General features: G+C 37.1%; 20 protein-coding genes. 11 read left to right on the top strand and 9 right to left on the bottom strand.

What is annotated here, in order from left to right; translation table 11 throughout:
- Window positions 1-153: 153 nt before the first annotated feature.
- From BMY70_RS29645 to BMY70_RS29655, 3 genes are all read right to left on the bottom strand, one after another.
- Window positions 154-456 carry a DUF4134 domain-containing protein gene (locus tag BMY70_RS29645; protein ID WP_090341960.1) on the bottom strand — a complete coding sequence of 101 codons (303 nt, stop codon included), beginning with the start codon at window positions 454-456 and terminating at the stop codon, window positions 154-156.
- Window positions 457-569: 113 nt separating this feature from the next.
- Window positions 570-1,097, bottom strand: a complete 528-nt coding sequence (locus tag BMY70_RS29650) for a hypothetical protein (protein ID WP_090341962.1) — start codon at window positions 1,095-1,097, stop codon at window positions 570-572.
- Between the two features lie 372 nt (window positions 1,098-1,469).
- On the bottom strand, window positions 1,470-1,763 hold the full coding sequence (locus tag BMY70_RS29655; protein WP_090341965.1) for an HU family DNA-binding protein: 294 nt from the start codon (window positions 1,761-1,763) through the stop codon (window positions 1,470-1,472).
- 330 nt (window positions 1,764-2,093) lie between these two features.
- On the opposite strand from BMY70_RS29655, the gene BMY70_RS29660 reads away from it, so the two are divergent.
- From BMY70_RS29660 to BMY70_RS29700, 8 genes are all read left to right on the top strand, one after another.
- Window positions 2,094-2,360, top strand: coding sequence for a hypothetical protein (locus BMY70_RS29660; RefSeq protein WP_090341967.1), 267 nt, complete (start codon window positions 2,094-2,096; stop codon window positions 2,358-2,360).
- A gap of 334 nt (window positions 2,361-2,694) precedes the next feature.
- On the top strand, window positions 2,695-3,048 hold the full coding sequence (locus tag BMY70_RS31165; RefSeq protein ID WP_218148691.1) for a hypothetical protein: 354 nt from the start codon (window positions 2,695-2,697) through the stop codon (window positions 3,046-3,048).
- A gap of 428 nt (window positions 3,049-3,476) precedes the next feature.
- The gene (locus BMY70_RS29670; RefSeq protein WP_090341971.1) at window positions 3,477-3,689 is read left to right on the top strand and encodes a hypothetical protein; all 213 of its coding nucleotides are present in this window, start codon (window positions 3,477-3,479) and stop codon (window positions 3,687-3,689) included.
- Between the two features lie 2,012 nt (window positions 3,690-5,701).
- Complete coding sequence (locus BMY70_RS29680) at window positions 5,702-6,418, top strand: phosphocholine cytidylyltransferase family protein (protein WP_090341978.1); 717 nt, start codon at window positions 5,702-5,704, stop codon at window positions 6,416-6,418.
- Window positions 6,415-7,638, top strand: coding sequence for a LicD family protein (locus BMY70_RS31170; RefSeq protein WP_218148688.1), 1,224 nt, complete (start codon window positions 6,415-6,417; stop codon window positions 7,636-7,638). Before BMY70_RS29680 ends, BMY70_RS31170 begins: the two co-directional genes overlap by 4 nt.
- A 39-nt stretch (window positions 7,639-7,677) precedes the next feature.
- Window positions 7,678-9,417: an erythromycin esterase family protein gene (locus BMY70_RS29690; RefSeq protein WP_090341981.1), complete on the top strand. Its 1,740-nt coding sequence runs from the start codon at window positions 7,678-7,680 to the stop codon at window positions 9,415-9,417.
- A gap of 134 nt (window positions 9,418-9,551) precedes the next feature.
- Window positions 9,552-11,729: a peptidase domain-containing ABC transporter gene (locus BMY70_RS29695; RefSeq protein ID WP_090341983.1), complete on the top strand. Its 2,178-nt coding sequence runs from the start codon at window positions 9,552-9,554 to the stop codon at window positions 11,727-11,729.
- Between the two features lies 1 nt (window position 11,730).
- Window positions 11,731-13,026 carry a beta-barrel domain-containing protein gene (locus BMY70_RS29700; RefSeq protein WP_090341985.1) on the top strand — a complete coding sequence of 432 codons (1,296 nt, stop codon included), beginning with the start codon at window positions 11,731-11,733 and terminating at the stop codon, window positions 13,024-13,026.
- A gap of 254 nt (window positions 13,027-13,280) precedes the next feature.
- On the opposite strand, the gene BMY70_RS29705 is transcribed toward BMY70_RS29700, so the two are convergent.
- Window positions 13,281-14,096 (bottom strand): hypothetical protein, encoded by an 816-nt coding sequence (locus tag BMY70_RS29705; protein WP_090341987.1) that lies wholly within the window; start codon window positions 14,094-14,096, stop codon window positions 13,281-13,283.
- Between the two features lie 5 nt (window positions 14,097-14,101).
- Window positions 14,102-15,211 (bottom strand): glycosyltransferase family A protein, encoded by a 1,110-nt coding sequence (locus BMY70_RS29710; protein ID WP_177197166.1) that lies wholly within the window; start codon window positions 15,209-15,211, stop codon window positions 14,102-14,104.
- Between the two features lie 288 nt (window positions 15,212-15,499).
- On the opposite strand from BMY70_RS29710, the gene BMY70_RS31740 reads away from it, so the two are divergent.
- Window positions 15,500-15,757, top strand: coding sequence for a pinensin family lanthipeptide (locus BMY70_RS31740; RefSeq protein WP_374754732.1), 258 nt, complete (start codon window positions 15,500-15,502; stop codon window positions 15,755-15,757).
- 101 nt (window positions 15,758-15,858) lie between these two features.
- Here BMY70_RS31740 and BMY70_RS29715 read toward each other — a convergent pair whose 3' ends face one another.
- Window positions 15,859-16,779, bottom strand: coding sequence for a thiopeptide-type bacteriocin biosynthesis protein (locus tag BMY70_RS29715; protein ID WP_090341993.1), 921 nt, complete (start codon window positions 16,777-16,779; stop codon window positions 15,859-15,861).
- Between BMY70_RS29715 and BMY70_RS29720 the strand changes: the two genes are divergently transcribed.
- Entirely contained in the window at window positions 16,778-17,899 is a 1,122-nt protein-coding gene (locus tag BMY70_RS29720) for an MDR/zinc-dependent alcohol dehydrogenase-like family protein (protein WP_090341996.1), read from the top strand. The genes BMY70_RS29715 and BMY70_RS29720 overlap by 2 nt on opposite strands.
- On the opposite strand, the gene BMY70_RS29725 is transcribed toward BMY70_RS29720, so the two are convergent.
- Window positions 17,886-19,844, bottom strand: a complete 1,959-nt coding sequence (locus tag BMY70_RS29725; RefSeq protein ID WP_143072177.1) for a lanthionine synthetase LanC family protein — start codon at window positions 19,842-19,844, stop codon at window positions 17,886-17,888. The genes BMY70_RS29720 and BMY70_RS29725 overlap by 14 nt on opposite strands.
- A gap of 3 nt (window positions 19,845-19,847) precedes the next feature.
- Window positions 19,848-22,553 carry a lantibiotic dehydratase gene (locus BMY70_RS29730; protein ID WP_143072178.1) on the bottom strand — a complete coding sequence of 902 codons (2,706 nt, stop codon included), beginning with the start codon at window positions 22,551-22,553 and terminating at the stop codon, window positions 19,848-19,850.
- 650 nt (window positions 22,554-23,203) lie between these two features.
- On the opposite strand from BMY70_RS29730, the gene BMY70_RS29735 reads away from it, so the two are divergent.
- Entirely contained in the window at window positions 23,204-23,797 is a 594-nt protein-coding gene (locus BMY70_RS29735) for a glycosyltransferase family 32 protein (protein ID WP_262485761.1), read from the top strand.
- Between the two features lie 656 nt (window positions 23,798-24,453).
- Here the strand turns inward: BMY70_RS29735 and BMY70_RS29740 are convergent.
- Window positions 24,454-24,837, bottom strand: a 384-nt coding sequence (locus BMY70_RS29740) for an integrase core domain-containing protein (protein WP_143072179.1), incomplete at its 5' end; no start/stop codon positions are given.

The raw sequence follows: 24,837 nt of genomic DNA on the forward strand, positions 1-24,837 counted from the left end.
GGATGTTGCATTAAAGTACTTCTTACGTTATCCCAGGTAGGCTTTTCCCGAAGTTGCTGCGAATGAAGATGTATATCATTGGCTTTAATTTTCTGCGGCCAGCAAGCCAAGGAAACCCCTCAGGGAATTTTAATGGTAGCGGTGAACCTAATCCTAGACCCCGAAGAAGGACTGCAGAACGGTTGCCACCACGACCAGAAAGATGCAGCTTCCAAACCATGCAGCGGCAACTTTATTGGTATCCTGATCGCCAGCATTCCATTTTTGAAATACTTTGACTGCTCCTACCAAACCTAAAACTGCCCCGATTGCATACATCAGATTGGTTCCAGGCTCAAAGTAGGACCGTACCTGACTGTCGGCTTCAGAAATCCCGGCCGCGCCGTCTTGAGCTCTCGAAATGATTGCACCGAGCATAATGCTCCCTGTAAGCAGCCAGCGTCTGCTTTTAAACATACCCCTCATTCTCATCTCCTCTATCTGTTTAAGTTGAACATGCACTGCTATTTTAAAATTCGGTAGGTGTCTTCCCGCAACGCACGGGAAGCTTACCTACGGAAACTGCCCCATCAGTCGACCTGATTCCACATCCTCAACCTGTCTTCACTGCTCAGGTGGATGGAGCCGTATTTTGCCAGTTCCGCTTCAATTAAACGGTTGACCGAAAGCTGGAACGGTGTGCCATATATGGCAGGATATTCCTTGAAAGTCATCTGCGTAAGAAGTACAAACTCATCTTTATTGTACTGTTTATTATGGGCTTCTTCGATGGCTTGTTTTAGGTGAAGTGATAATTCCTCTAGCTGCTGCATCATACCTTCATTCTCCCAGGTCTGTTCTGATTCGATGTCTTCTTTCTGATAAGCCTGAGGAATCTTAAGCTCAGAATTTAGTTGATTAGGCTCTTCTGAATACTGGTTTTCAACCTGTATTGGTCGGAAATAAAGATCGCTAGTTTTAACTGGTGGACTTCTCCACCTCAAAATCCTGGTTTTCAGATCATGGCGGTAGAAAATAAAGCCAACCAGAAGGTAATAGGCTGAAAGTAGCGAGGTAACAAATGATACATAGGCTACCCATGGATTTGCTGTTGACATAGGACATTTGGTTTACTTGTGAACTTGAACTTTTGAGCCCTTTGTAGACTTTCCAATACCTTGACAATGCTACGGCTCGCTTTATTGATGTCACAAAGTAAATGCGCAAAGCGGGTAGCAATAAAGTCCAACTTTTATTGCACCCTTTTAGGACGTTTGAGGTTTTTGGATAGAAATAACGGTCTGAGTGCTGAAATTTAAAGGCTATTCAGCCAAGAATGGGTAAAAGTCAATCAAAAGGGTACAACTTCTTTAGGACCTTTGTAGATGGTGTAAGTTTCTGATAATCAGAGCTAATTATCGAGTTGAAATCAATAAAGCTTTGGCGTGGTTTCGCCAAGGCTTTAAACTGGAAGTTATGTATTCAGGTGCCTAAGCGTGCTGAAGATTTCCTTCTTTAACCTGATTTACAAAGTCATCCGAAGGTTTAAAATGTGGAATTGTATGCGGAGGAACAATGATCGTTGTGTTTTTCGAAATATTCCGCGCAGTCTTCGCAGCTCTTTTTTTGTTTATGAAACTTCCGAAGCCACGAAAATAGATGTTTTCACCATTTGCCATTGAATCTTTAATCGTTACGAAAAACGCTTCCAGTGTTTTTTCAACATGTTCTTTTTGTATCCCTGTTTTTCCTGCAATTTTCAGGACTGTTTCTGCTTTTGTCATTAGTACAATTATATAATTATAGGACAAATGTATGATGAAAAGAGTTATATCTCTTAAATTATAGCGATTTCCGGTTATGGTGAAAGTGAATTTTTTGTTAGAATTTAAACCTATGTTGCTTTTTTAAAACTTAAATGCGAAAATGCTTAATCACGAAGACATTTATCAATTGATCCTTAACAAAGCGTGGCAAGAAATTTTGGAACTGCTTCATACCAGAAAGAAAGATATATTATCTGATTCATTATTACTGCAAGCCGCAAATACGTTTCGACAAGAATCTTAAGGAACTTAGACAGCAGTTCCGGTGGAAATATAGATGGTGAGAGCTTGAATATATTATTTGCCACGCATCACGGACAATATTATGTTCTAAAAGCTGAGAATTTTAAAAAATTGATGGATGAATTGGTTAAGAGAAAATCAATCAGTGATGTAGTCGGCTATTCCAAATTATTTTCTGGTAATGATTATTACAAACATTTTATCGAACAGTTTACCCTGGAATCTCGCAGCAAGGTGAGGGTGGAATTAGTGAGCCGGCAAATCGTTTACCTGAAAAATGGACAGAAATTTATAACAGGCTATTTGAGGTAATCAACGATAGGAATAGTAGTGCTACGTATTTTTCAGATCCTAGATGTATAAATCTAATAAAAGAGTTCAGTCCCTATTTTCCGGATTACCAACAATTTATTGATTCGAGAAATGCAGAAGGGAAGAGCATGGAGCATTCGGACAATGTGACCAACAGATTCCGTGGCAGATTGACTATCAACAGATTGATGCTCATTATGAGTCAAATAACTAACATCCATTTATTTAGGCTCGTCAACCCCAACCGAAACGATTTGTCTTAATTTTCCTAATTGCGGTGGTCAATGGCTCCGAATTTTCCATGCTAGAGACTATCATAAGCGTTTTTCCATCCATGATTTTTTCTTTGCTGAGCATTTTCAGTAAAAATTTTGAGGGTGCAATCAGTTTGATTAAACGTCTGTTGCTCATTAAATTTCTCCACCCAAAATCTAACCTTTTAGGAAAGTGTATTTTGATAGTTAGTCATGAACTTTGGCTTCAAAATGCAATGAAACCTAATTTAGATTTGAAGGGATTCGCAAGGGGGATAGAATCAGACTATGAAGTGGTTAATCAAGCGGTTATTTCTAATGTAAATGGACCCGTTGTAGGACAAGTGAACAAGCTTAAAACGATCAAACGAAACATTTATGGTAGAGCGAGCTTTGATCTATTAAAAATTATGGTACTGGGAAATACATCATAATTCACCAAAAGTGGCGAAGAACCCAACTTCTCCGAAATATCCACCCTCAAGGAAGATTTTGCAATCAGGTTTTTTTTCTTTTTCATTAGCACAAGAAGCTATTGAAAAAGCAATTAATACTTAGAATGCAATGCGGCCAAATTCGTCCTTGGGATATCTGATACCGAACCAATTTCATCACCGAAACGACCCACTCCCACTGAAGTGGTATCTACACAAAAAAAAACGTTTTAGAAATGTCCATTATCCGGATCACTATCAGAGATCCGGATGACTGTCAGCCGAATTCAGTAACATACGGGATACTTTTAAAAGCAGGAAGTAGACAATGAAATGGTGCGAAATGTTCGTTTTTTTAACCTAAATAAATAATTCCTACCTTTGGATTAGGATTAACATCTACTAATTAACTCTAAATTAATAGATTCATGAATAATTCACCTATTGATGATTTTTCCCCCTTTGTTTTCGATAGATATTTGCTCGGGACGGCAACAGTTGCAGAAATAGAAATTGTTGAAAGATGGTATCGTTCATTAGACGGGGAAAAAAGTTTTCTTGATTCCCTGAAAAAAGACGAAGAACAAAATCTAAAGGCAATTGTTTTCGATAATATAAGAAAAAAGATAGAATTTAAATAAGAAATTTCTATCAAACCCTTCAGAAAATCCCTTTTGCCGTTTAAAACTTAAGTGTCCTTTTATGTTTATCCTGATAAAAACAGTGTTCAATTGTAAAATGATTATTTGTATCAGCGACTCGCGTTTTCCCAAAGTGTGACAAATAACTCCCGAATAATTTACTCCGCTACCTGAGTATCGCGCGTTTTAGCGCTTATAAAATCGTAAAGACGTTTCCAGTATTTGCCGTTATGTGGTTCAAGTGCTACACTGTCGTGACTCCTCAATTGATCTAATCTAAAAGCCGACCACGTTAAAAAGGAGCTAGTGCATGCAGAAAACATAAGATTATTTAAAACGAGCGCAAATATTTATTTTACTAAAATTTCTTAGTTTTTGTATAAATCGTCTACTTACAAGAAACTTTTATAAAATGCTAGTAATGTCGATTGGTAAATATGACCAAAATTGATCCGATCACACCTTTCATTGTGAAAGATTAGTTGAACTGCGTGTCTATACATTAGCTTTATGTAGATTCTGTGTTAAAATTGATGACATCGCTCTTTTTTAAATGTCATGTTTGTTAGGAATGGTTTGTAATAATTTTGTTCGCTATCTCGATAAGATCAGATTTGCAAATTAAATGTATGTTTAATCAGGTAATCCTTATCGTAGGTTTCTTCTTTTTCAAATTGTATCGTCATAAGAATTTGAAAAATCTTAAACAAACCTAAGATCACGGCTTAACTTGTTGTTCTCTTTTACGTTGCAATTCCAGATTATTTAATTAACAGAACCTTAATATAACAGATTTGAAAAGAATCTGGAGTTACGGTTACTTTGTTTATAAATATTGATCAATTTAGCTGAGTCGAATTGCGCATTTGCTAGTCGCAAGAGAAATAGGTCTTAGTGATGAACGGACATTCTATGTGGTCAAATTAACGATGGATTCTTCCACGTTATATAAGTTAACAGTAATCGTTTTTGGTTACACTTTTTTGTGACAAAGTTTATTGTTGTAGTAAAAACAATCTTTTTAAAAGTGATTGAAGCTTCGTATAAAGACAATGTCACCGCGGACGACTTTATATCTATATTTACAATTAACAAGATGGTAATATACCCGTTCATATCGCGGCAGGAATTATTAGATATTCAAATATAGCAAGGAAAATTTCTATTCTGAGGTAACATTCTCGAATGGGTTTTCAAAAGCTGAAAATCACTTTGAAAATATAAAGAAAGTAAGCCAATATTTTAATAAAAATGAGTTGCCATGAAAACAAAATCTTTGCTTATAATTTTACAAAATATTCAATTCCATATCAAATTGCTGTATGAGAATAATAAATCTACGGTCTGAGTTAGTGTACGTAAGCGTCTATTTGCATTGTGTTTTAAAAACATCATTTTGAAGTAGAAATATTGGAACTTTCTTTAAATGATCAGTTCATAGATGGGAACATTTTTTTGTATATTAATAGCCGGGATATGCTATCAAAAAGCCTTATTCTTTTTGGTAAGAATTTTTAAAAGTAATTTATCAAGTGAAGGAATCGATAAATTAGATAGTGTATTCTCTCGGTTGCTTTTGGGCAATCGGGCCTTAGAACTTAATAACAATATAGTTAATGCTTTTGGGTGGATGATCGTCGGGAGTCTCTTCATCCTTATCTTGTTTTTTAAAAAACACAAGATGTTATGATTGTAATGCTTTTTTCACTGTTGTAGCATAGCTCTTTATAACATGTCGTTAGCTTCAAGCCAGTTTAAGAAAATTGGCATATTTTTAGACAAAGCAAGAGTGATTGCTGACCATGAAGAAATTTAGATCTTTTTGATACGATTCTGCTTGGTTGACTAACTACCTTCATTATTATCATTTATATTAACATTTAGCTAACACGTATTCCAGAAATAGGTTCTAAATTTATGGCACCATCTCAATAGCTGGAAGAATTGTTGGATTATGCATTGGCTTTGGAAATTAACACTTTAAGAGCACGTTTGGGGCTGCAAAATAACTTATGAACGCTGTAATTTTAGCTGCTGGGTGTGGGTCAAGATTGAATCCACTAACATTGCAATATCCCAAGCCCTTGGTCAATATTAATGGAACTACAATAGTAGAACGACAAATTGAATTTCTGAACAATATCGGTGTTGATGACATCTACATTGTCGTGGGATATATGGCGGAGCAATTTAGTTTTTTGGAGCACAGATATAACGTAAAACTAATCATAAATCCTGAATATAAATCACGAAGTAATTTTTATTCATTATACTTATGTGCAAAAATATTATCAGATACTTGGATTTTTGAGGGAGATGTTTTCTTCACAAGAAATTTCCTCAGTTGCGAGTTACCTACCTCATTTTTTTTCGTTGGGCCAAAAAGATATTTGCAGGGAGATGGAAGATTTGTGATAGATCAGAATAACAAAGTTGCTGAGATTATACCGATGGAATGGACCTCAGAGCCTATCGAAAATAAGCAAAATATTCTAGTTCCAGCGGGTGTTTCCTATTGGACTCGAGATTCGATGAAGATACTTGTCGATGCTATGAAACTAGCGGAAGATAGCGGAAGGGCGTTGTCGTTTAGATCATGGGATTATATTGTTATTGAAAATTTGACTAATGTTGAGCTTTCAGCTAAGGTGATCTCCGAAAGAGATTGGTTCGAAATTGACACGCTCTTCGATTACAAACTTGCGCTTGAATTTCAGCTGGATAAATGAAATATTCTCCCACCTTATATCTCGTTTGCTACGAACCAGCTGATAATTTATCGATATACTGGAAACTAAAATCATTGAATCTAAATTTAGTTGTCGTCCAGATAGATAGTATTGCATTTAATACTATGGATCTGGATGTAGATTATAACTACTACCTCGCTAGACGTGGTTTTACGATCTCACAGTTCGATTTGTCAATAATCGCTGCACATAAAAACATATGGCGCCAATTGATGAAAGATTCTCATATTGGTTTAATAATTGATCAGTACATTAATTATAATGACATTGTTAGTTTGCTTATGAATGGCACCACAAGCGAGCAGATATGCGATGTTCACTTTTTGTATGACGGAGAAAGTCTCGAACATTCGCAGCTTTATTATAGAGATATACGCTTGTATCAATGGGGGCCGCCATATTATTGGATTACACCTAAGGGAGCTCAAAAGTTGCTTAAGGTTTCTACTGCAAGGCAGCCACTTGACGAAGAGATTTTAGCTCAAACAGTTTGGGGGCTTGAAGTTTCGTGCGATGATTCGCGAAATATTAGATTTTCGGAAAACATTCAGTTGGGACATCAAAGGTTAGAACAAATTAGGCTAGCGATTTTTGAGAGTTCTGCATGGAGCGAACCAAATCTTCTATTATTAAGGAAAAACCTAAGGATTTTAAGTGATCTATGTTTACCACTAGGTTGTATCCCTATGCTATTCTTTGGTACACTGTTAGGATATGTTCGCCACAGGGATTTAATGGCTTGGGATGACGACGTTGATTTGGCATTGGAGGAGTGTAAAGTAGACACATTTCTAAATGCGCTTGTGCAGGACGGCAGATTGAGCTACGGAGTATATACTTACCCCAGGGGACAATTTACATATTTCAAAATTTGGTCAGTAGACGGAGACGAGATACCTGGATGCGAGCATAGATTTCCTTTCATTGATGTTTGGAGTTATCGCGTAGAAAATGAGCTAGCTGTATTTTGCGATGGACTTTCAGAGTTTTCAATTAAAGACATGCATCCTACAACCGAAGTGGAATTTTTGTCGGCGCCTCTAATGATTCCTAAAAATCCAATGGGGATTTTAGACACTAGATATGCGAATTGGCGAAGACAAATACAAGTATTTCATTGGTCTCATCGCATTGAAGGATCTGGATTTTTCCCTCTCTCTCTGAATATTTCTACTAATGAAAATGGGTTGATGGTTTGAAAATGTACTATAATAACAATTATCAGAACTGTTAATGGAATGACTGAAAAAATTTACTATATACTCCCCAAGGTTATTTCAAAACCCCACCAATTCGCCGTAATCGCTATTTTGACTGCTCGCACCGGTTTTTTTACTTTTTTGATAGTCTTAGCAAGCCTAACTCGAGTGGACGCTCAGAATTTTAGTTTTGAATTAAGTGGAGCAAAGAATATCCCAAGATACTGGACTTTAAAAAACAAAGGATTTTATACAAGCCTTTCAAATGAGTTCGCATACGATGGAAAGCGAAGTTTCAAAGCGGTTTCGACAGAATCAAGTAGTTCCATTGCGATTTACTCAACAATAGATGGCAATTCAATACCACCAGGGCAAATCACTATAGAAGCGTTTGTTAAGTATGAAAATGTGGAAGGTATCCCAGATGTTTTTTGTCGTCTTGACGGAGAGGACGAGTTACTAGGTTACACGTCAACCAAGAATGAAAGCGTTAGTGGTCAAAAAAGTTGGTACCGGATATCTTGTAGTCTAGACACGAAAGGATCATTTAGAAAACTGGTAGCCGGTTTCACATTCCGAGGTAAAGGAACTGTTTTTGTAGATAATTTTGCCATTTCAATTAATGGTCAAAAGCTTCCAGACGCTACTATTGGGGTAAACGATGCTGATTGTTCCAGCACAATTCACCAGGCAATCCTATCCTCAGGCAAGTACGATACGATTGATGACATGCAATATTCTTCATTATTACGAGGCAGAAGATTAGTGGCAATTGGGGAAGCGGTTCATGGGTCTGCTGAAATATACCGCGCGAAGATAAAATTAACTAAAATGCTAATTCAGCGAAATGGAGCCATAAATCTTTATGTTGAACTTGATCACATGGATGCTTCAAGAATTAATAGTTACGTATGTAACTTAAAAACTGAGGACCCCAAACAAGTTTTAGCAGGGCTAACAAATCAATTTTTAAACAATCAATTTTTTTTCGAATTCATTAAATGGCTAAAAGACTATAATGCGATATCCGGTGGTCGGATATCTTTCATTGGAATTGATTTTCAAGACTCGACTCATAACCTAGAACGTCTTTCACAATTGTGGGGAGACAAGAATCGTGCTCAAATGGACTCAGCACTTTTACTTATTGAAAAGCTTAGCTCAGGTGACCTTCAAACGCAAGCAGTCGCAGCACAGTTGTTTAAACTACTAAAAGAGCTAATTCAAACGATTCCTGATGTTGAAAAACGACAGGAATCACATTACATATGCCGTTTGTTGGAACAAAAAATTGCCTTTGTCAAGTCAAGGGATCGCTTATCTGAGTTGATTAGCAGAGATTCGAGCATGGCAGTTAACGTCCTGACAGAATTGATGCGAGACACGGCAGCTACATCAGTTCTTTGGGCTCACAATATGCATGTGTCAAAAATGCAACCCTATATGGGAAGCCGTTTAGCGAAATTCTTATTGGAGGATTATCACTCACTAGCTATAAGTTTCGATGGTGGTGAGTTTACAACTCTGAACGCCCAAGACGCGTCTTTTCGCCTGACGCAAGCGTTTGATGCTGGGCCGGGTGCAATAGAATATTGTCTTGCTAGTTATGGATATGACATTTTGGTTAATACTGAAAAGCTGACTGGTCGTTACGATATGCGGGTGACAGGTGCTCAGGATTTGGGTCGACAATTCATTTATTCAATAAATCTTCGCGATATATTCGATTTCTTTTATTTGTGTGGTAAGTCTTCACCACTTGTATATCCTCATAATTGATGTTGCCTAACTACTACCTTTTCACTTCTTACTAACGCAGGCTAAATGCAGCCGTTAGCGGGTAAGGTAAATCTTAGTGTCCTGTTAATATTTTGAACGTTGACTTGAATTTGAAGTTTTCCAGATTTTCCTCTATGAGTGTTAGATTTAAAGATCTCAAGAAGTATAGCTTTATCAAGCAGAGAGATGAAAAGGACTGTGGGCCAACTTGCCTAAAAAATATTTTTAAATCCTTTGGAAAAAATTTCTCTATTCAGCTCCTACGTGACCGCTGTGGTATAAACCGTCAAGGGGCCTCCTTGGTGGGTCTAAGCGCAGCTGCCGAAAGTTTGGAGTGCAGAACTTTGATAACTAGGATATCTTTCAATAAGTTAAGTGCAGTTTCGCTTCCAGTTATCGTTAAATGGAATGATCACCATTTTGTGGTGGTTTACCAAATTTCTAAAGGACGCGTTATCGTATCTGATCCAGCGTTTGGGAAGGTAGTGCATAGTAAGGCGGATTTTCTTTCAGATTGGGCTGCAGCAGATGGCTTAGGAACAGTATTAATGATTGAGCCAACACCCAAGTTTTTTCAGCTTGAAAGTGTAAAAGATGGTTTATCGCTAAAATATTTTTTCTCCTATTTTTTTAGCCAAAAGAAACACCTTTATCAGGTACTTTTTGGTGGGCTCAGTACTTTGCTTCTTCAGTTCTTACTTCCTTTCCTAACACAGTCGGTCGTTGATGTTGGAATTAAGAATCAGGATCTTAGCTTCATTCAGTTAATTTTTATAGCGCAAATAGTTCTGTTTTTGTCAAGAACAGCTATTGACTTCATTCGGGGCTGGATATTTCTTTATATGGGGGGCAAAATTGGCCTTGCCATATTAACCGATTTTTTGATAAAACTGACTAGCCTACCTATATCTTTTTTCAATGTCAAAACAATCGGTGATTTGTTTCAGCGAATTGGAGATCATAGACGTATTGAATCCTTCATTTCTTCCGCTACAGTTGGCAGTTTTTTTTCATTCCTAAACTTAATTGTTTTTGGCGCAGTGCTTGCAATGTACTCTATGCATATTTTTGCGATTTTTTTTGCAGGTAGCGCTTTGTATTTAGCTTGGGTTCTACCCTTTATGAAGAGCAGGAAGGCACTTGATTATAAGTCATTTAAGACAAATTCGGATAATCAGAACTCCCTTTATCAATTAATAACTGGAATACAAGAAATTAAATTAAACAACATTGAACGTGAAAAAAGATGGGATTGGGAAAGAAGTCAGCTACTCGTTTTAAACAATACGGCAAAAAGTCTTCGTCTAATTCAGTACCAGCAGATTGGCGGCGGGATTATTAATGAATTCAAAAATTTGATAATTTCATATATCGCTGCTAAGCAAGTTGTAGATGGAGATATATCGTTAGGTATGATGATATCTATCCAGTATATGATTGGTCAGCTGAATGTACCTATAAGCCAAATGATCTCTCTTCTTCAATCGTATCAGGACGCAAAGATAAGCATGGACCGGCTAAATGAAATTCATATGCACGCAAGTGAGCCCTCTAATGAATTTCAATTACAAAAAATTCCAAAGAAAGGAGATTTAACGATTTGTAATCTAGATTTTAGCTTTGACGCAAATCTGCAGAATAAAGTTCTAGCCGACGTAAGTTTCGTTATTCCCAGAAATAAGATTACTGCGATAGTTGGAGGGAGTGGAAGCGGAAAAACATCTCTTCTGAAGTTAATACTTAAGTTTTATGAACCTAACTCAGGTAGTATAAAAATCGGAGATATTAATCTCGAAAATATCGACATAAAGGCCTGGCGAAACTCTTGTGGTGTTGTTTTGCAGGATAGCTTCATATTTAGTGATACTTTGATTTATAACATTACGCTGACAGACGAGGTAGATCATGAACTTTTAAACCGCATACTGGAATTTACTAATATCAAAGAGTTTCTTAGTACTTTACAATATGGAATGAAGACCAAGATTGGAAGTGGAGGTCATAGTTTGAGCCAAGGCCAGCGCCAACGGATTCTTATCGCAAGAGCACTTTATAAAAATCCAGATTTTCTGTTTCTAGACGAAGCGACGAATGCCTTAGATTCAACGAATGAAGCGATAGTTATTGATAGCTTAAAGAATGAATTTAAAGCAAATACGATAATAATGGTTGCTCATCGCCTCAGTACCGTTCGCTATGCAGATCAAATAATCGTTCTCGATAGCGGAAGGATAGTTGAGAGTGGAACACATGATTCTTTAATGACCGAAATGGGGAATTACTACCAACTGTTTCTCAATCAGACCAAATAACGTGACTAATTTAAAAAGATCTGAAGAGAATAGCGACGACGCGTTAGATTTCTTAGGCGATACACCCGGTTGGGTAGTTCGTTTCGGATTGTTAACAATTTTACTGTTTATTCTTGGATTGCTATCTGTAAGCTATTTTGTACAATATCCCGATTCAATCGAGGGAAGAATTACCTTATTAGCTGAGCCAGCTGCATTTGACCTAGTTACTAGATCGAACGGTGAATTGAATCTCTTTGTCTCTGATAATCAACACGTAAGTGCTGGTCAGGTTATGGGTTCACTTGATAACACTAGTCGTTACGAGAATATCCGTGATCTTAAATTAGAACTCTTTCGAATCAAGAACACCATCTTTGCTCTAGATTTTATTGACCCAAACAAACTGAGAATCAATCAGAATGCAAACGTTGGAGATTTACAAGGTGCATATATATCTCTTGTCGAAGCAATTGGAAATTACCGTCGGTTCCACTCCTTAGCAGGAAATAAGAATCTGATAAAGGATATTGAGGATCAAATTGGACACCAAGTTAGGCTATTGACATATCTTAAAAGTCAAAGGAAACTTTTTGAGCAAGCTTTGACGATCCAGTTTGAAAAGTCAAAGATGGACTCAAGCTTGTATGCGCAACGGGCAATTTCTACTTTACAAGCAAAAGAGTCTCAACAAGCCGTTTTTCAAATGTCCCGAGATTTCGAAGGTGCCAACATTTCGATCAGCAGTGGTGAGCTTTCATTAGCTACATTACGCAGCAAGCGTTTGGAATTGGAGCATACAGAGAGATATCAAAACTTAGAATATTCTGAAAAGATTCGTGTGGCATATCGCGTTCTGGAAGCTCAAATTTCGGTCTGGGAGCAGAAGTATTTGTTAATTAGTGGTATAAGTGGTACTGTCAATTTTTATAAACGGCTGAACAATAAACAGTATATTGAAACTAATGATAGAGTTATGGTTGTAATTCCCAGCACGACTGAGATTTTCGGCGATCTAAGAGTCTCGAGACTGGGGTATGGGAAGGTTCGTATCGGCCAAAAGGTTGTAGTTAGATTAGATAGCTATCCATATGAAGAATTCGGAGTTTTAACGGGAGAAGTTGTGAGTATTGCCAATGTACCAAACGAGGAATTCTATCAACTACGTGTCAAACTTCCTTCCAAACTACTGACTAATTTTAACAAAGAGTTGATTTTTAAGGAAAAAATGCAAGGGGACGCTCAGGTGATAACAAAGAGAGTGCGGCTGATCGAGAGATTCTTCCACAACCTAAGGCGGATAACGGAAATGAGGTAACTTACTATTGTAAATTCAACTGACGATGTATGGGGCTATCGCATTAACTATGTGAACTTTTCACTCGAGGTTGAACGAAGTTTATGGCTAATACCATCTTCCAATTTTAATTCAGGATCAGACCTTAGTTTTAAATGGACAGTGTAAAATGGCCGAAGCTTTTCTTACTCAAAAATATACCGATATCAAACCTCCATTTTATTTACACAGAGATTGAGAAAATAGCAAATGCTTAACCAGCCTTTCGGAAATTTTTATGGTTGCCCTCCCTTGTAATCATCCAAAGCCGCAGAAAGAATCTCTGCAACAAGTTCGTTTGAGAAATCTTCCACTAAATCGGTTTGGCGACAAAAAGTCATGAACACAAGCCTGTACGCTTCATTAAAGGAGATCTTGTTAGAAAGGATTTTACATTCACTGAGCCAAAGATCTATCCAACTATTTTCTTTGATAGTATTGGTCTTCCAAATTTCATCAAATAGCGTTGACACGAATCTTGAATTCGCATAAGTCAGTGAGGTGATCGCGTGTTTACGATTATCAAAGTTTTCTGATGAAGAGGTAGATCTTCTGATTGTCCGTTGATGTTGTAGAATTGCTTGTACTGTATCAGTGGCCGCATCCATCCCACCGAAATATGTGCATATCAGCGCTGTTAATAATAAGACCAGGATTGAATATGCCACTTCATCGTCCAGAACTTGTAAAGAAAGCTCCTGAAGAATTATCCAACTTGTAACTATCACAATGCCATTTTCCTTGAACATTTCGAAATTATCAATATCAAAGTGGATAGAATTGTTTTGAAAGTCTTGAAACAAATCCTTTACATGACTAACTCGCTTTTGGGAAGGTCGTGAGATGATGTAGTGATCGATCTCCACAAGTAACTGCATTGTGTATTTACCACTTAATTCCATGTCGAATGGTACCAATGTTATGTGATCGCCCCTTTGAGCACTGAGAAAGATCGCAAATTGATTCTCCTTACGATGGTGATAAAAAGGAAGGATGACCTGGCTGACTAAGGCTGGCCATTGCGCACGGTCGTAAAATACAGATATTGTCATGGCCGTTATTTAATCTCAATAGAAATCACATTTTCGAAATTGCGGAAAACAATGCCCTTCCCAAAGCCATATTTGTTAATTTCCAGGCTAGTACTTGTAGAATTTGTGGCCATTTTGGATTTATTGAACAATTGCGAATAAAGCATAACAGTATTTACTATAAGCACGTTATTGCTGATTTTCTGAAATACAGAAGTTCTAGAGCCATCTTCCGTGAATAGTATATCATTCTTGACATCAAGTGGCGTTACCTCTATTCCAAATTTGTTTTGAAAGCATATCGTCTCCTTGTCACGTTTCCATATGCCCGTGGATCGAGAGCTCGGCAGCAGGGAATATTTGGTTCCATTATCGTTTTGAGAAATCAAGCCTGGTTTTGGGTACTTTTTATATAATTTATTATCAATTATATCTTCTAGCTGATAGTGATTATCCATAAGAAGTAATAAAATTGTAGTCTGAGCGGGATTTTGATGAAAGAAATATAAAGAATGGAGGCCCCTTAAAAGATATTCATTTCTAATTCTTTCATATTGAGAGTGAGTAATTGCTTGAGCAAACTCTGTTGGCATTATCGTTCTAGTTAACCCATTCCCCTCCAAGCGATTTGCAACATCGTGATCTTCAAAGCCATAACCTTGCATAGATTCATCATACCCACGAATCTTAATGAAGTCAACGCGCCTCATTACAATCCTGCCCATGACATCAGGAATCGTATGAAGCGAAGGGTGTATATATGTCAAAAAAGATTGTGGACTTTCTTCAAATGTTTTTCTGATAAAGTCGACTAAGCCCTTGACAACATAGTTATCAACATCCAAATTGCAAATTATGTCCCCAGATGCAAGTTTGAATATCATATTTCTCGAATGACATCGATCAAAATAAGGAGCGTGCTCTGTCCGATAAAAAACGAGCCTACCGCTTTCAATGTAGTGAGAGAAATGATCTTTAACATACATCGCTACATTGTCTCCCGAATTGTAATCCAAAATTAAGAATTCTACGTTTTTCTCATTTTCGGTCGCGGCTAGATTTCGGTGTAGTGTTTGTTTTAAATGCTCAATTCTATCCGTTATAACTGTGCAAAATGATATTCTACTTTCGATCATAGTAACATCTGAATTATCTATCATTCCTGTGTACACATATCAAGTTATTCCAAATATAGTTAGGCTTTTGGTATGGTACGAAAAAAAAGTAATCTTTCATACCACTATACTCTATTTCTAGATATAGTTTATGCAGCATAATAATACCTTTTCTCCCTTACTAGTACTGAATACATTCTGGAAGAGTTTAAAGCGTTCGCATATTATATTATTGTTACCTAGCGTTTTGCAGACCTTCTTTTTCATACTTTAGTAATCAGCAGGCACAAATCACTAATCTCAATTTACATGAAAAAAATAAAACTTAATTTGGATGATCTAAAGGTCGAAAGTTTCATGACATCACTCTCGAATTCAGATTTAAATCAGCGTGGAGGTGATGGTGGATATACGTCCCTTGTCAGCGCGTCAGTAGTTTCAGCGACGGTATCTTGGGCGTTATCGTGTGATGAATATACTTGCAATTTGACACAACATTGTGTTACCACGGCTTGTCCTACGATAAAATACACTGGTTGCGACGGTGACTGTACTCTGGTCTGCTAATGACACGATGTATTAAATTTTGTCATTGAGTTCAAAATGAGAAATTGGTGCGTAACGAAAATGTCTGCTAATCGTTACGTACCATTTCTTGAGTCTAACAATTACTCAAAGAGCTTGAACAAGAGGTAAGATACCAAGCTTTCGTCTTTGTTTTGAATTCCCAATCTGTTATTTAGCATATGAAAATAACTGAGGTAGATATTATTTATTGAATTTATTTCAGGAGAATCTGTATCCGCCAATAATTTAAGCTCATTTAAAGCGGTCAATTCGCAGTGAATTTTGATTGTTCGCTCAATCCAGATATTCATCCAGTTTTCTTCAAATTTTTCATTTGACTCTATTAATTCATCGATTAAATATTTGTACTGATGTAAACTTTTCTTATTTTTTTGAAATAGTGCTTCGTAGCTTTCCTGAATCATATCATAACCAATGATGTTTTCGCCGCTACGATTTAACGCAAACATTGCATGGGGAAGCCATTGATGAAATAAATGCTTATAAAAGATCGTCTTTTCATTTTTTGACTTAAAAACGCATTTAGCAAATGCAAGATTTAAATTGATCGCATGTGCCAAACGCTGTTCATAATCGAAATCGCATGGGCGACAAATAAGCTGCAGTGTTACAGTAGAGGATAATTCGAAGTGTTCTTCCGCTAATTCAATCCCATGATTACCTCCGTATCGCTTGATTTCAGGATTATAGTCAATAAATTGAACTGAGTCATTTGGGTAAATAATTTCGCCGCCTGGAGTGTCTATTCGATTTGAGGGAAATAGATGAAAAAAATCCTCAAATCTATCTCTCAGAAGTTGGCAAATTTGATCGGTGAAGTTCTCATCCAATGGTTGAATACGGAATCTAATATGTTGACCACCTTCCCAATATCTAATAAAAAAGAACCGTCCTACCATCGATTTTAATTCTGTTTCCTGTAGTGTTGGACCAATAGCTTTTTTTATAAGGTCATCGAGAGGTAATGATGAAAATAAATGTACAGAAATCCACTTTTTCATGGTAAAAAATCAATTAGTTTTAGTTAATAGTAGTCTTTCTTTTGACGAAGAAATCAATATCTACTCAATAGTTTTGGAAGGGCAACCCCTGAATTTTGCGATCGTTCCATCGCAACTGCCTGATTTTGATTGGCAAATCAAAGGTCTTGCCGAAATGGTGCTTGTTGAAAAAATTGGTTTTTCCTGTAACTACAGAGATCGAGCTATCCTCCTTCAACAGCATCATTCATTTTCTCAAGGGCAAACTACACAGTTTGATGCAGTGGGATTTGGATCGGAGTTCGTAGCCAGGGTGATTCAGGTAGGTTCAGGTGTAACTAATTTGCAGGTTGGAGATCTGGTCATCAATAGTGGTTCATATCCGTATAATGGAAACGGTGGAAGACCTGGTCTTCCAACAAACTCTGCGTCTCTTAGATACGACGTTTTACATTCCGGTAATCTTGTTAAAGTTCCCAGTAATGTCTCACCTGAAAAGCTCGCCGGTTTTACCATTGGTGCTATCACTTCTTTAAGTATGTTGGAGAAACTAAATTTAAAAGTAGAAGATAAAATATTGTTAACAGCCGCGACATCCAATACTGCTCTTTTTGTCTTGGAAGCATTACGGTGCAGGTACCCGAGTATTTACGTTTCCTCAAGAAGTAAAGAGCACAAGCAATGGTTTTTAGATAAAGGCGTCAAAAAATTTATTTGTCCTGAAAATGGATCACTGGAGTCTGAAATTTCGAAAGTTGCGCAACAAATCGATGGCTTTGATGCAATTATTGATCCGTTTTTTGACATTAATGTTGAAATGGCTGTAACAAACCTTCGACATTTCGGAAGATATATTACATGTGGTTTTTTTGATCAGTTTCATTTCATCGATAAGTCTTTTCGGCGCTATGTGCCGGATGCCAATATCATCTTCGAACATATTTTGATAAAGAATTTAGTAGTTTTTGGAAATTGTCTTGGGCTTGATAGGCATTTAAATTTGGGTATTCAATATCTATCTGAGGGACATATGGATGTTAATGTTGACTCAATTTCAAATGACTCTTCCATACAGAAATTTTTGGATAGATCATTTGTAAGTTCGAATCGTTTGGGTAAGGTAATTTTCATGTATGATTAGTTGAACAATGAATTAACCCAGTGCCAACTCCGTCGATGACAAGTTTTTTTACGACAACGCGGAGTTGGTCCTTGAGGTGATTTTCCAGATTATACACTTCAAAGAGACTAAGAATGAGTTCTTCGAAAGTGCGCAATTCACCCAGTAAGAACAAGATGTAATAACTTAGTTCACTAATTTGTTGCTCCTTAATCCCAAGTGCCGTGCTTCTAAGCCCGTAGTAGTGTAAATCATCATAAGTAAATTCGATTGCTTTAAGAGGGTTATGAAATACAGACCAATTCCACGAGGTTGTTGCCAAATTCACAAAGCGACTTCTTTTATATTTATAGAGACATATATCAAATGGGTCACTGGTTATTCCATGAACCCACTTTACATTTGCTCGCTCCGAGAAGTATATGAGGCTGTTACTCGCAATGGAATGGTCTTGATCGAGTTTTTGGCGCTCGAATTGAAACGCTTCACTTACTTTCACAAAATCAATTTCGTCAGCATAACTTTTAACTATTAAGGTAAAATTTTCCAGTAAAGATTCAACACTGAGTACATCTATCTGCTTTTCAAACTTTTTATTGTAAAGATTGTTCAATATCTGAGCGGTCCGAGGGAATGCTCGTTCCAGTAGTATTAATTTATCGTATATGCTGTTTCTAAATCGACCAACTTCAGGTGATAATGATGTATTATCTGAATTCAGGGAAGGAAGCAAGATAGAGCATTCCTTATTTCCAGAGTTAAGTTTTTGAAACATATAACCAATACCTGCGGTGCCCATGAACAAGCTTTTATCTTCGTCATCATTAAGGAAATTGTAGCCGGATCCAAATCCACCCTTTCTACGGCGGCTATCTAAGATATGTTGGCATAAGCGATTAATGGCATTCTGATTTTCTAAATTTCCCAAAGCCAATAATACAGCTAGATTACCTGCTCGTCCATGACAAAGAATATTGGAATCATGGGTAATTCTGTCGACATCCGTCTCAATTATTTTCGATACTGATTTTACAACCTCATCAAAATATTTTTTCTTACTCGTGATTTCAAAAGCACGAAGTCGTGTAAGACAAATACCGGCTGCACCGTGACACCAAAGGTTACTATCTAGCGGCCGGCAAAATTGGTCATAATTACCCTGATCAAAAGCGTCATCGAATTCTTGTATTCGTTCCTGCCTGCCAACATATTTTCTTAGATCAGGCCAATTTGAATGTGTAGTGTCGAAATGTGATTCCTCATAAGTGTAGGCAAGCTCTCCAATACTTATTAAATGTGGCTGTCTAAAATAATTGCCAATTTCTATTAATACAAAGCCGATTCCCGCAGCTCCATGGGATAGGCCGCACAGACCGTGAATTTGATGAATACTTCTGTCCCAATATATCCCGACTTCCCAAATTTCCGCTTCGCTAATAACTCTCTCTACCCCATCCCTGAGATATTCGAGTATCCAAGCTTCAGGCGAAATTGAGTACAGATGAAGTAGAGTAAGCAAGGTTCCGGATATTCCATTTAAATATTCCATCAAGCCGTGTGTAGCGATGAAAGCGCGGCTTTCCTTTGCAATTCCTTTAGCTTTGTTTAAATATTCGTCGTTTTTGAACGTATTATAGAGCTGTATGTAGTAGTAACAAATACCCATTCTACCTGTTAAAAATGCGTAATTGTCTGTTGGATTCTGTGTGCAATACCAATGCAGCCACTTTTCATTGCTCAGGACAATCTTACGATACTTGTCCAGATTTTTTTCCTTGTATAAGTCTAAAAAGAACAGACTTATGCCTGCCACTCCGTTATAAATTGTTTCATGAATTTGCTCGGTTTTTTTTCCGTTGACTAAATCAAATGTCACCCAAAATGCCCCGGTTTCATCTGTATGCAAATCTCTCTCGAGTGTTTTAATAATGCCATCTAGCATTTCATTTATGGCAGTTGGGTTCACAGGTCAGTAATTATAAGATTGAAAAATAAACTCCATAACATATTTATCCTTTCCGATTGATAAGAGTTGATTAGAGTTTGGCAGCATCTCCACAACCTTCAATCTTACTGGAACCTTTTTCATTAAACGGCCTAATAAATTTACTAAATGTGCATTGCTAAAAGAGATATATTGTGGTTTGTAATCGTCACGACTAATATATTTCGAGCGAACTTGACTCTCTCTTTCGTGTACATATATGAAAACTTCGTCAGGTATACTGTGTTTAAGACGCCAAAGATTTATGCGGCAAAAGTACTCCCAGCTGGCTTCACTAGGATTTCGTAATGGCAATTTTGATTTGTCGAAAATCCAGGTTTTTCTTTGGAGAATTACTTTTTCATTGAGCACGATTCTCGGATGACAATCAAAATCGAGCCCTTCTCGTCGGTTTTGTGCTGAAGCAACGGCGTTTACGGAGTTTAGCACAGAGAAAAACGCTACGTTTTCTATAAATGTGAAGTTTTCAAGCAATTGGAAAAGCTCGGAGCGCCTCTTAAGAGAAAGAAACCCAAAATCTACGACATGTACCTGCTTTTTACTTGGAATATGAACAAGTTCAAGTCGTTGCTTTTCTTTATTTAGCCAAATTTTCAGATCGGTAATGGGGATTTGCGCTTCGGCATTTAAGGAATAATTCGCATTGGGAACCAAAATCTCGAGCGGTAGTAGTGGTGGGTGCATGTTTGCGTTAAAGAACGAGGCATCGCAATTCTCCAAGAGCAATGCTTTTTCGTTAAATTGGCTATTAAGATTTCTCAATGCCTTTGTTATATCTGCTGAGAATAGATGAAGAAACCGACTAAACCATTTCCCATATCCGGCGGAAATTCCCGTCAACACGAAATACTCAATTCCGTTTTCTTGGAAGCTCTGTGCAATAAAACCGAAGGATCTTTTTCTTAAGATAGGTTCGAAATCAAGCTCTTTGTTTGTTGATTCAATTTGGTCATGCTTAATTTTTACAACTTCATTGTTTATGCGATTTACTATTTGCCTATGAAAAGCTTCACACCATGTTCTAAACTTTTCGTTTCGCTGTTTTAATCCATCTATCTCTTCATCCAGAGGTGCATCTTTAATAGGCCTATTATTATCCAATTGCGACTTCGGTACTTTCACATCTCTGTAGTAAACCTCATAGAATTGAAGTATATCAACCTCCGAATCGGGGAATTTGTCTATAAAGTAGGTTAACATTTTTTCTCGCTCGTCAAAGTTTCCATCGAATATGGTTTGACTCTCAGCTAAATCGAAACAAATATTCAAATGCTCAATGATTGATTGTGATATAGATAGGTCCAGATTCAATGTCGTGTCTTCGAAAAAAATCTGCTCCGCCTTGTAGGGAAATACAATATTAACTTTCAATGCAGCCGGGTCTGACTCACTATTATCATGTATGCAGTTTTGCGTAAATGTTGCTAATGATACAAGCAGTTGATATGCTGCATCCATCAGCATCAACCGATCAAGAGGTTGAGCCAATTCGTAGTTTTTGGCTATATTCCTGACTTCTACCAGTGTATATACAATTTTATCGCCAATTGGAGTTTGTCTTAAATTTTTTAATTTTTGGATTAGCTTATGATCCCAGAGATCCGATAACCCAGAAACGCCGATATTATATTCCAAAAATCCAATTCCGATAAGACTGTTAATATATTCGTTAATTATATCAAGTTCAGTATCTATATAGTTGTTTTTCAAAAGTAAGGAGAGCTCTTCCCAACTTAAACCGCTAGTCCCATATAGGTTGAAAATAAATTCCAGTGCCTCAAGAGCTTCATTTTTTTTAAGTGTTTGGAAAGTTTCAACATTGCCTTTATTTATGAGAAACTTGTAATTACCATCAACATGATTAACTGTTGGATTTAACCGAAGTGTTAACTGACACTTTATGGGTTGATAACGCTTTATTATACTTAAACTCCAATCAAGAATTGAATTATTTATTCTTATATGACTTTGTGTGGATTTTGGGGACGTACTATTACTATTCACTAGCAGAATGCCGTCCAACTTTTGGTCAGAAATTTTTGCAATTGCAAGATTTGTGAATGTGCTAAATGGCGATGTTTTGCAGTAGATTCTAGACAAATATTTTATTACACCATCTTCTACTTCTTCCCATCGCTTCGATTGTTTAGCTTGAGGGTCTAAATCTTTAATTATCTCTTTCAGCAATGTTTGACTGGAGAGCACTAATCCATTCCACAGTGACTTACCACTTGATAAGATTTTTAATTTTTTCTGGGATTCTTCAACTTCAGCGATATATTTTTCCTTTATCAGTGCTCTCTCATTATCTAACTTTTCTAGACTTTTATCAAAGAGAAATATGTTTTCTTTCAACTCGGTAGGAAGTTCGATATCGCCAAAACTTACGCGCTTCCGGTTAAATATTTTTCTCTTATTATTTATAATAAGAGTCCTTGATTTATCGTCCTCACAGGCCTTCGCGAAGATATATAGTTGATCGCAAATATCTATCTTCAGTTCGTCTGTTTTGATTTCAAGCTCTCGAAGATTTTTTACAGAATTAAATGTTTGGGTCAATTCTAGTTGCTTAAATTCGCTGATCGGCTCGGCCGCTACGCGCATCAAGACATGTGGAAAATGCCGCATTGCAAGAGATGAAATAGATTTTTGATTCGGCTTAAAGTTCACGTAAGTCAGTGGTATTTTTGGGCAATCTAGTTATATTTTGAATTCCTTTGTGTTGTGAAATTGTTATATATAAGACTGGTTACCTGGCGCATTTTATCTTCCCATTGTAAGTATTTTTAGTGGGATTTTTCTGTGATATGGAAAAAGCATATCGAGTAAAGTGTTAACTATATATTTTTTTGACATAAGAATGGACGCTTTGTATTAACAAAACATTATGATTATTGGGCAATTATTGATACAAACTTTATGTTTAGGTAACTAAGTTTTTAGCAGATTGGATTTTCGGTTATACAACGGTTATGTTTTTGCAAAGCCTTGACCTTTATATAGCAATTAGTATTATTGACGAAAGTATTTTCAAGGCTATTTCTATAAAAACTTTTACATTTGAAATTGGGTTGAGGTGTTGTAAGACAGAATTATTGAAATGCAAATTGAATCGTTTCCCGTGTGTTGCATGTTGGAATACTGACAGGGTTTTTGCGTATAGAATTTTGCCGCAACATTCTTATGCTCTCCGAGGCCTCATGTATGTAGTTGTTATGCGATGTATTTAAGAAATTATAATTTTTATTATTGTTGAAGCTTTGATACCAAAAATTATACATCAATTTTGGATAGGTCCAAAACCGATGCCGCGTTCATTTATGCAATCTTGGAGGGACAAACATCCAAATTGGGATTATATGTTGTGGGATGAACATCTTTTAAATAGCTGGTTTAAAGGTGGTCTGCAAAATCAACGTCAGTATAATGAGATGCCAGAACTTTGTGGCAAGTGTGATATTGCGAGATATGAAATTTTGCATAAGTTTGGTGGATTTTACGCGGACGCGGATTCTATTTGCCTTGAGTCTTTGGATGATTACTTGTTGATAAATCAATTTTTTGCCTCATATGAGAATGAGTTTGTTCGGGGCGGCCTGGTTTCAAATGCATTCATGGGGAGTGTTCCAGGCCTTACTTTCACACAATCGATAATGGATGCAATAGGTGGGAAGTCAGGTAAGGCGTTATGGGACGGTCATCCATCAGCATGGCGAACTGTAGGACCGGTTCTTTTGACATCCGTATTACATCAGACGCGATTCACTAATGCGTCTATTTACCCTAGCTATTTCTTTACTCCTCATCATTACACTGGGGTTGAATATCTTGGACCCGCAAAATCCTACGCTAGGCAATATTGGGGCAGTACACCAAATTCAGGATATGATTACCCAGATAGATATCCTAAATAGGCTAGCTTCACATCTACTGGGTATCCCTTTCCATACTGCTTCTTCGTTGCTTTTGGTGCATTGTTATGATTTAGCTAGTACCATTTTCCTTAACAATGCGAAACCGGCTCAAAGGAAGGAGAAGCTATATGCGAAACAACGAATATATTGAACTTTGGCCGTCACTTGAAGTATGTATAAAGTCTTAAAATCTGCATTTCCTTCGTGAAAGAACGAGGAAATAAAGCCGGTTGGGTTTTGGACGATTGAAAGACCTTCCACCAATCTTTCTTGAAATTAATAATTACAAAAAAAAACAGTACAAAATACCAGCCTTTAAATATTAACCCTGCTTTCATTAGAGGGCATCACCTAGTGCAGCTGCGGATCTTGAACCAGTTGAGTTAAACTAAAAGAACGTGCAAAAAGCGCTACGAGTTCGATAGCAAAACAATTTTTTGCTATCGTATTGCATCTCATTATTGAGCCATGAAGTCTGTATTTTTCTGTAAATAGGGGTACAATCAACCAAGCACCTAATCAATAACGTTAACAGATAAACAATATCAAACGAGCTAGGTATCTTTGAAAGTGCAATGCCCATGTGAATGAGGGCCCCCCAATTCTTGGACAGCTAAAACTGGAAAATCGGGTCGGTCTGAGGTCCTCCCTGGTTTTCAGACGGTTGAAAGTAGAGTTTCCGGTGTTTCGTGATGTAAATTAACAAATTCTTTTGGAGTTAAATCGTTAAGCGTACTGTGCGGTCTGAAATGGTTATATTCCCACCGAAAGTCTTCGATTTTTCTTCTGACGTCGTCCAAAGATAAGAACCAATTAACCGAAAGGCATTCATCCCTGAACTTTCCATTAAATGATTCAACATATGGGTTGTCCGTTGGTTTTCCTGGTCTTGAGAAGTCGAGCGTTACGCCATTCGAATACGCCCATAAGTCCATTTCCTTCGAAATAAATTCACTACCGTTATCGCATTGAATTCGCTGTGGAAAACATCCTTCAACCAGGCAGATTCGGCTTAATTCCTTAACAACATCAATCCCTCT

The organism is Dyadobacter koreensis, from assembly GCF_900108855.1.
Taxonomy (GTDB): Bacteria; Bacteroidota; Bacteroidia; order Cytophagales; family Spirosomataceae; genus Dyadobacter; species Dyadobacter koreensis.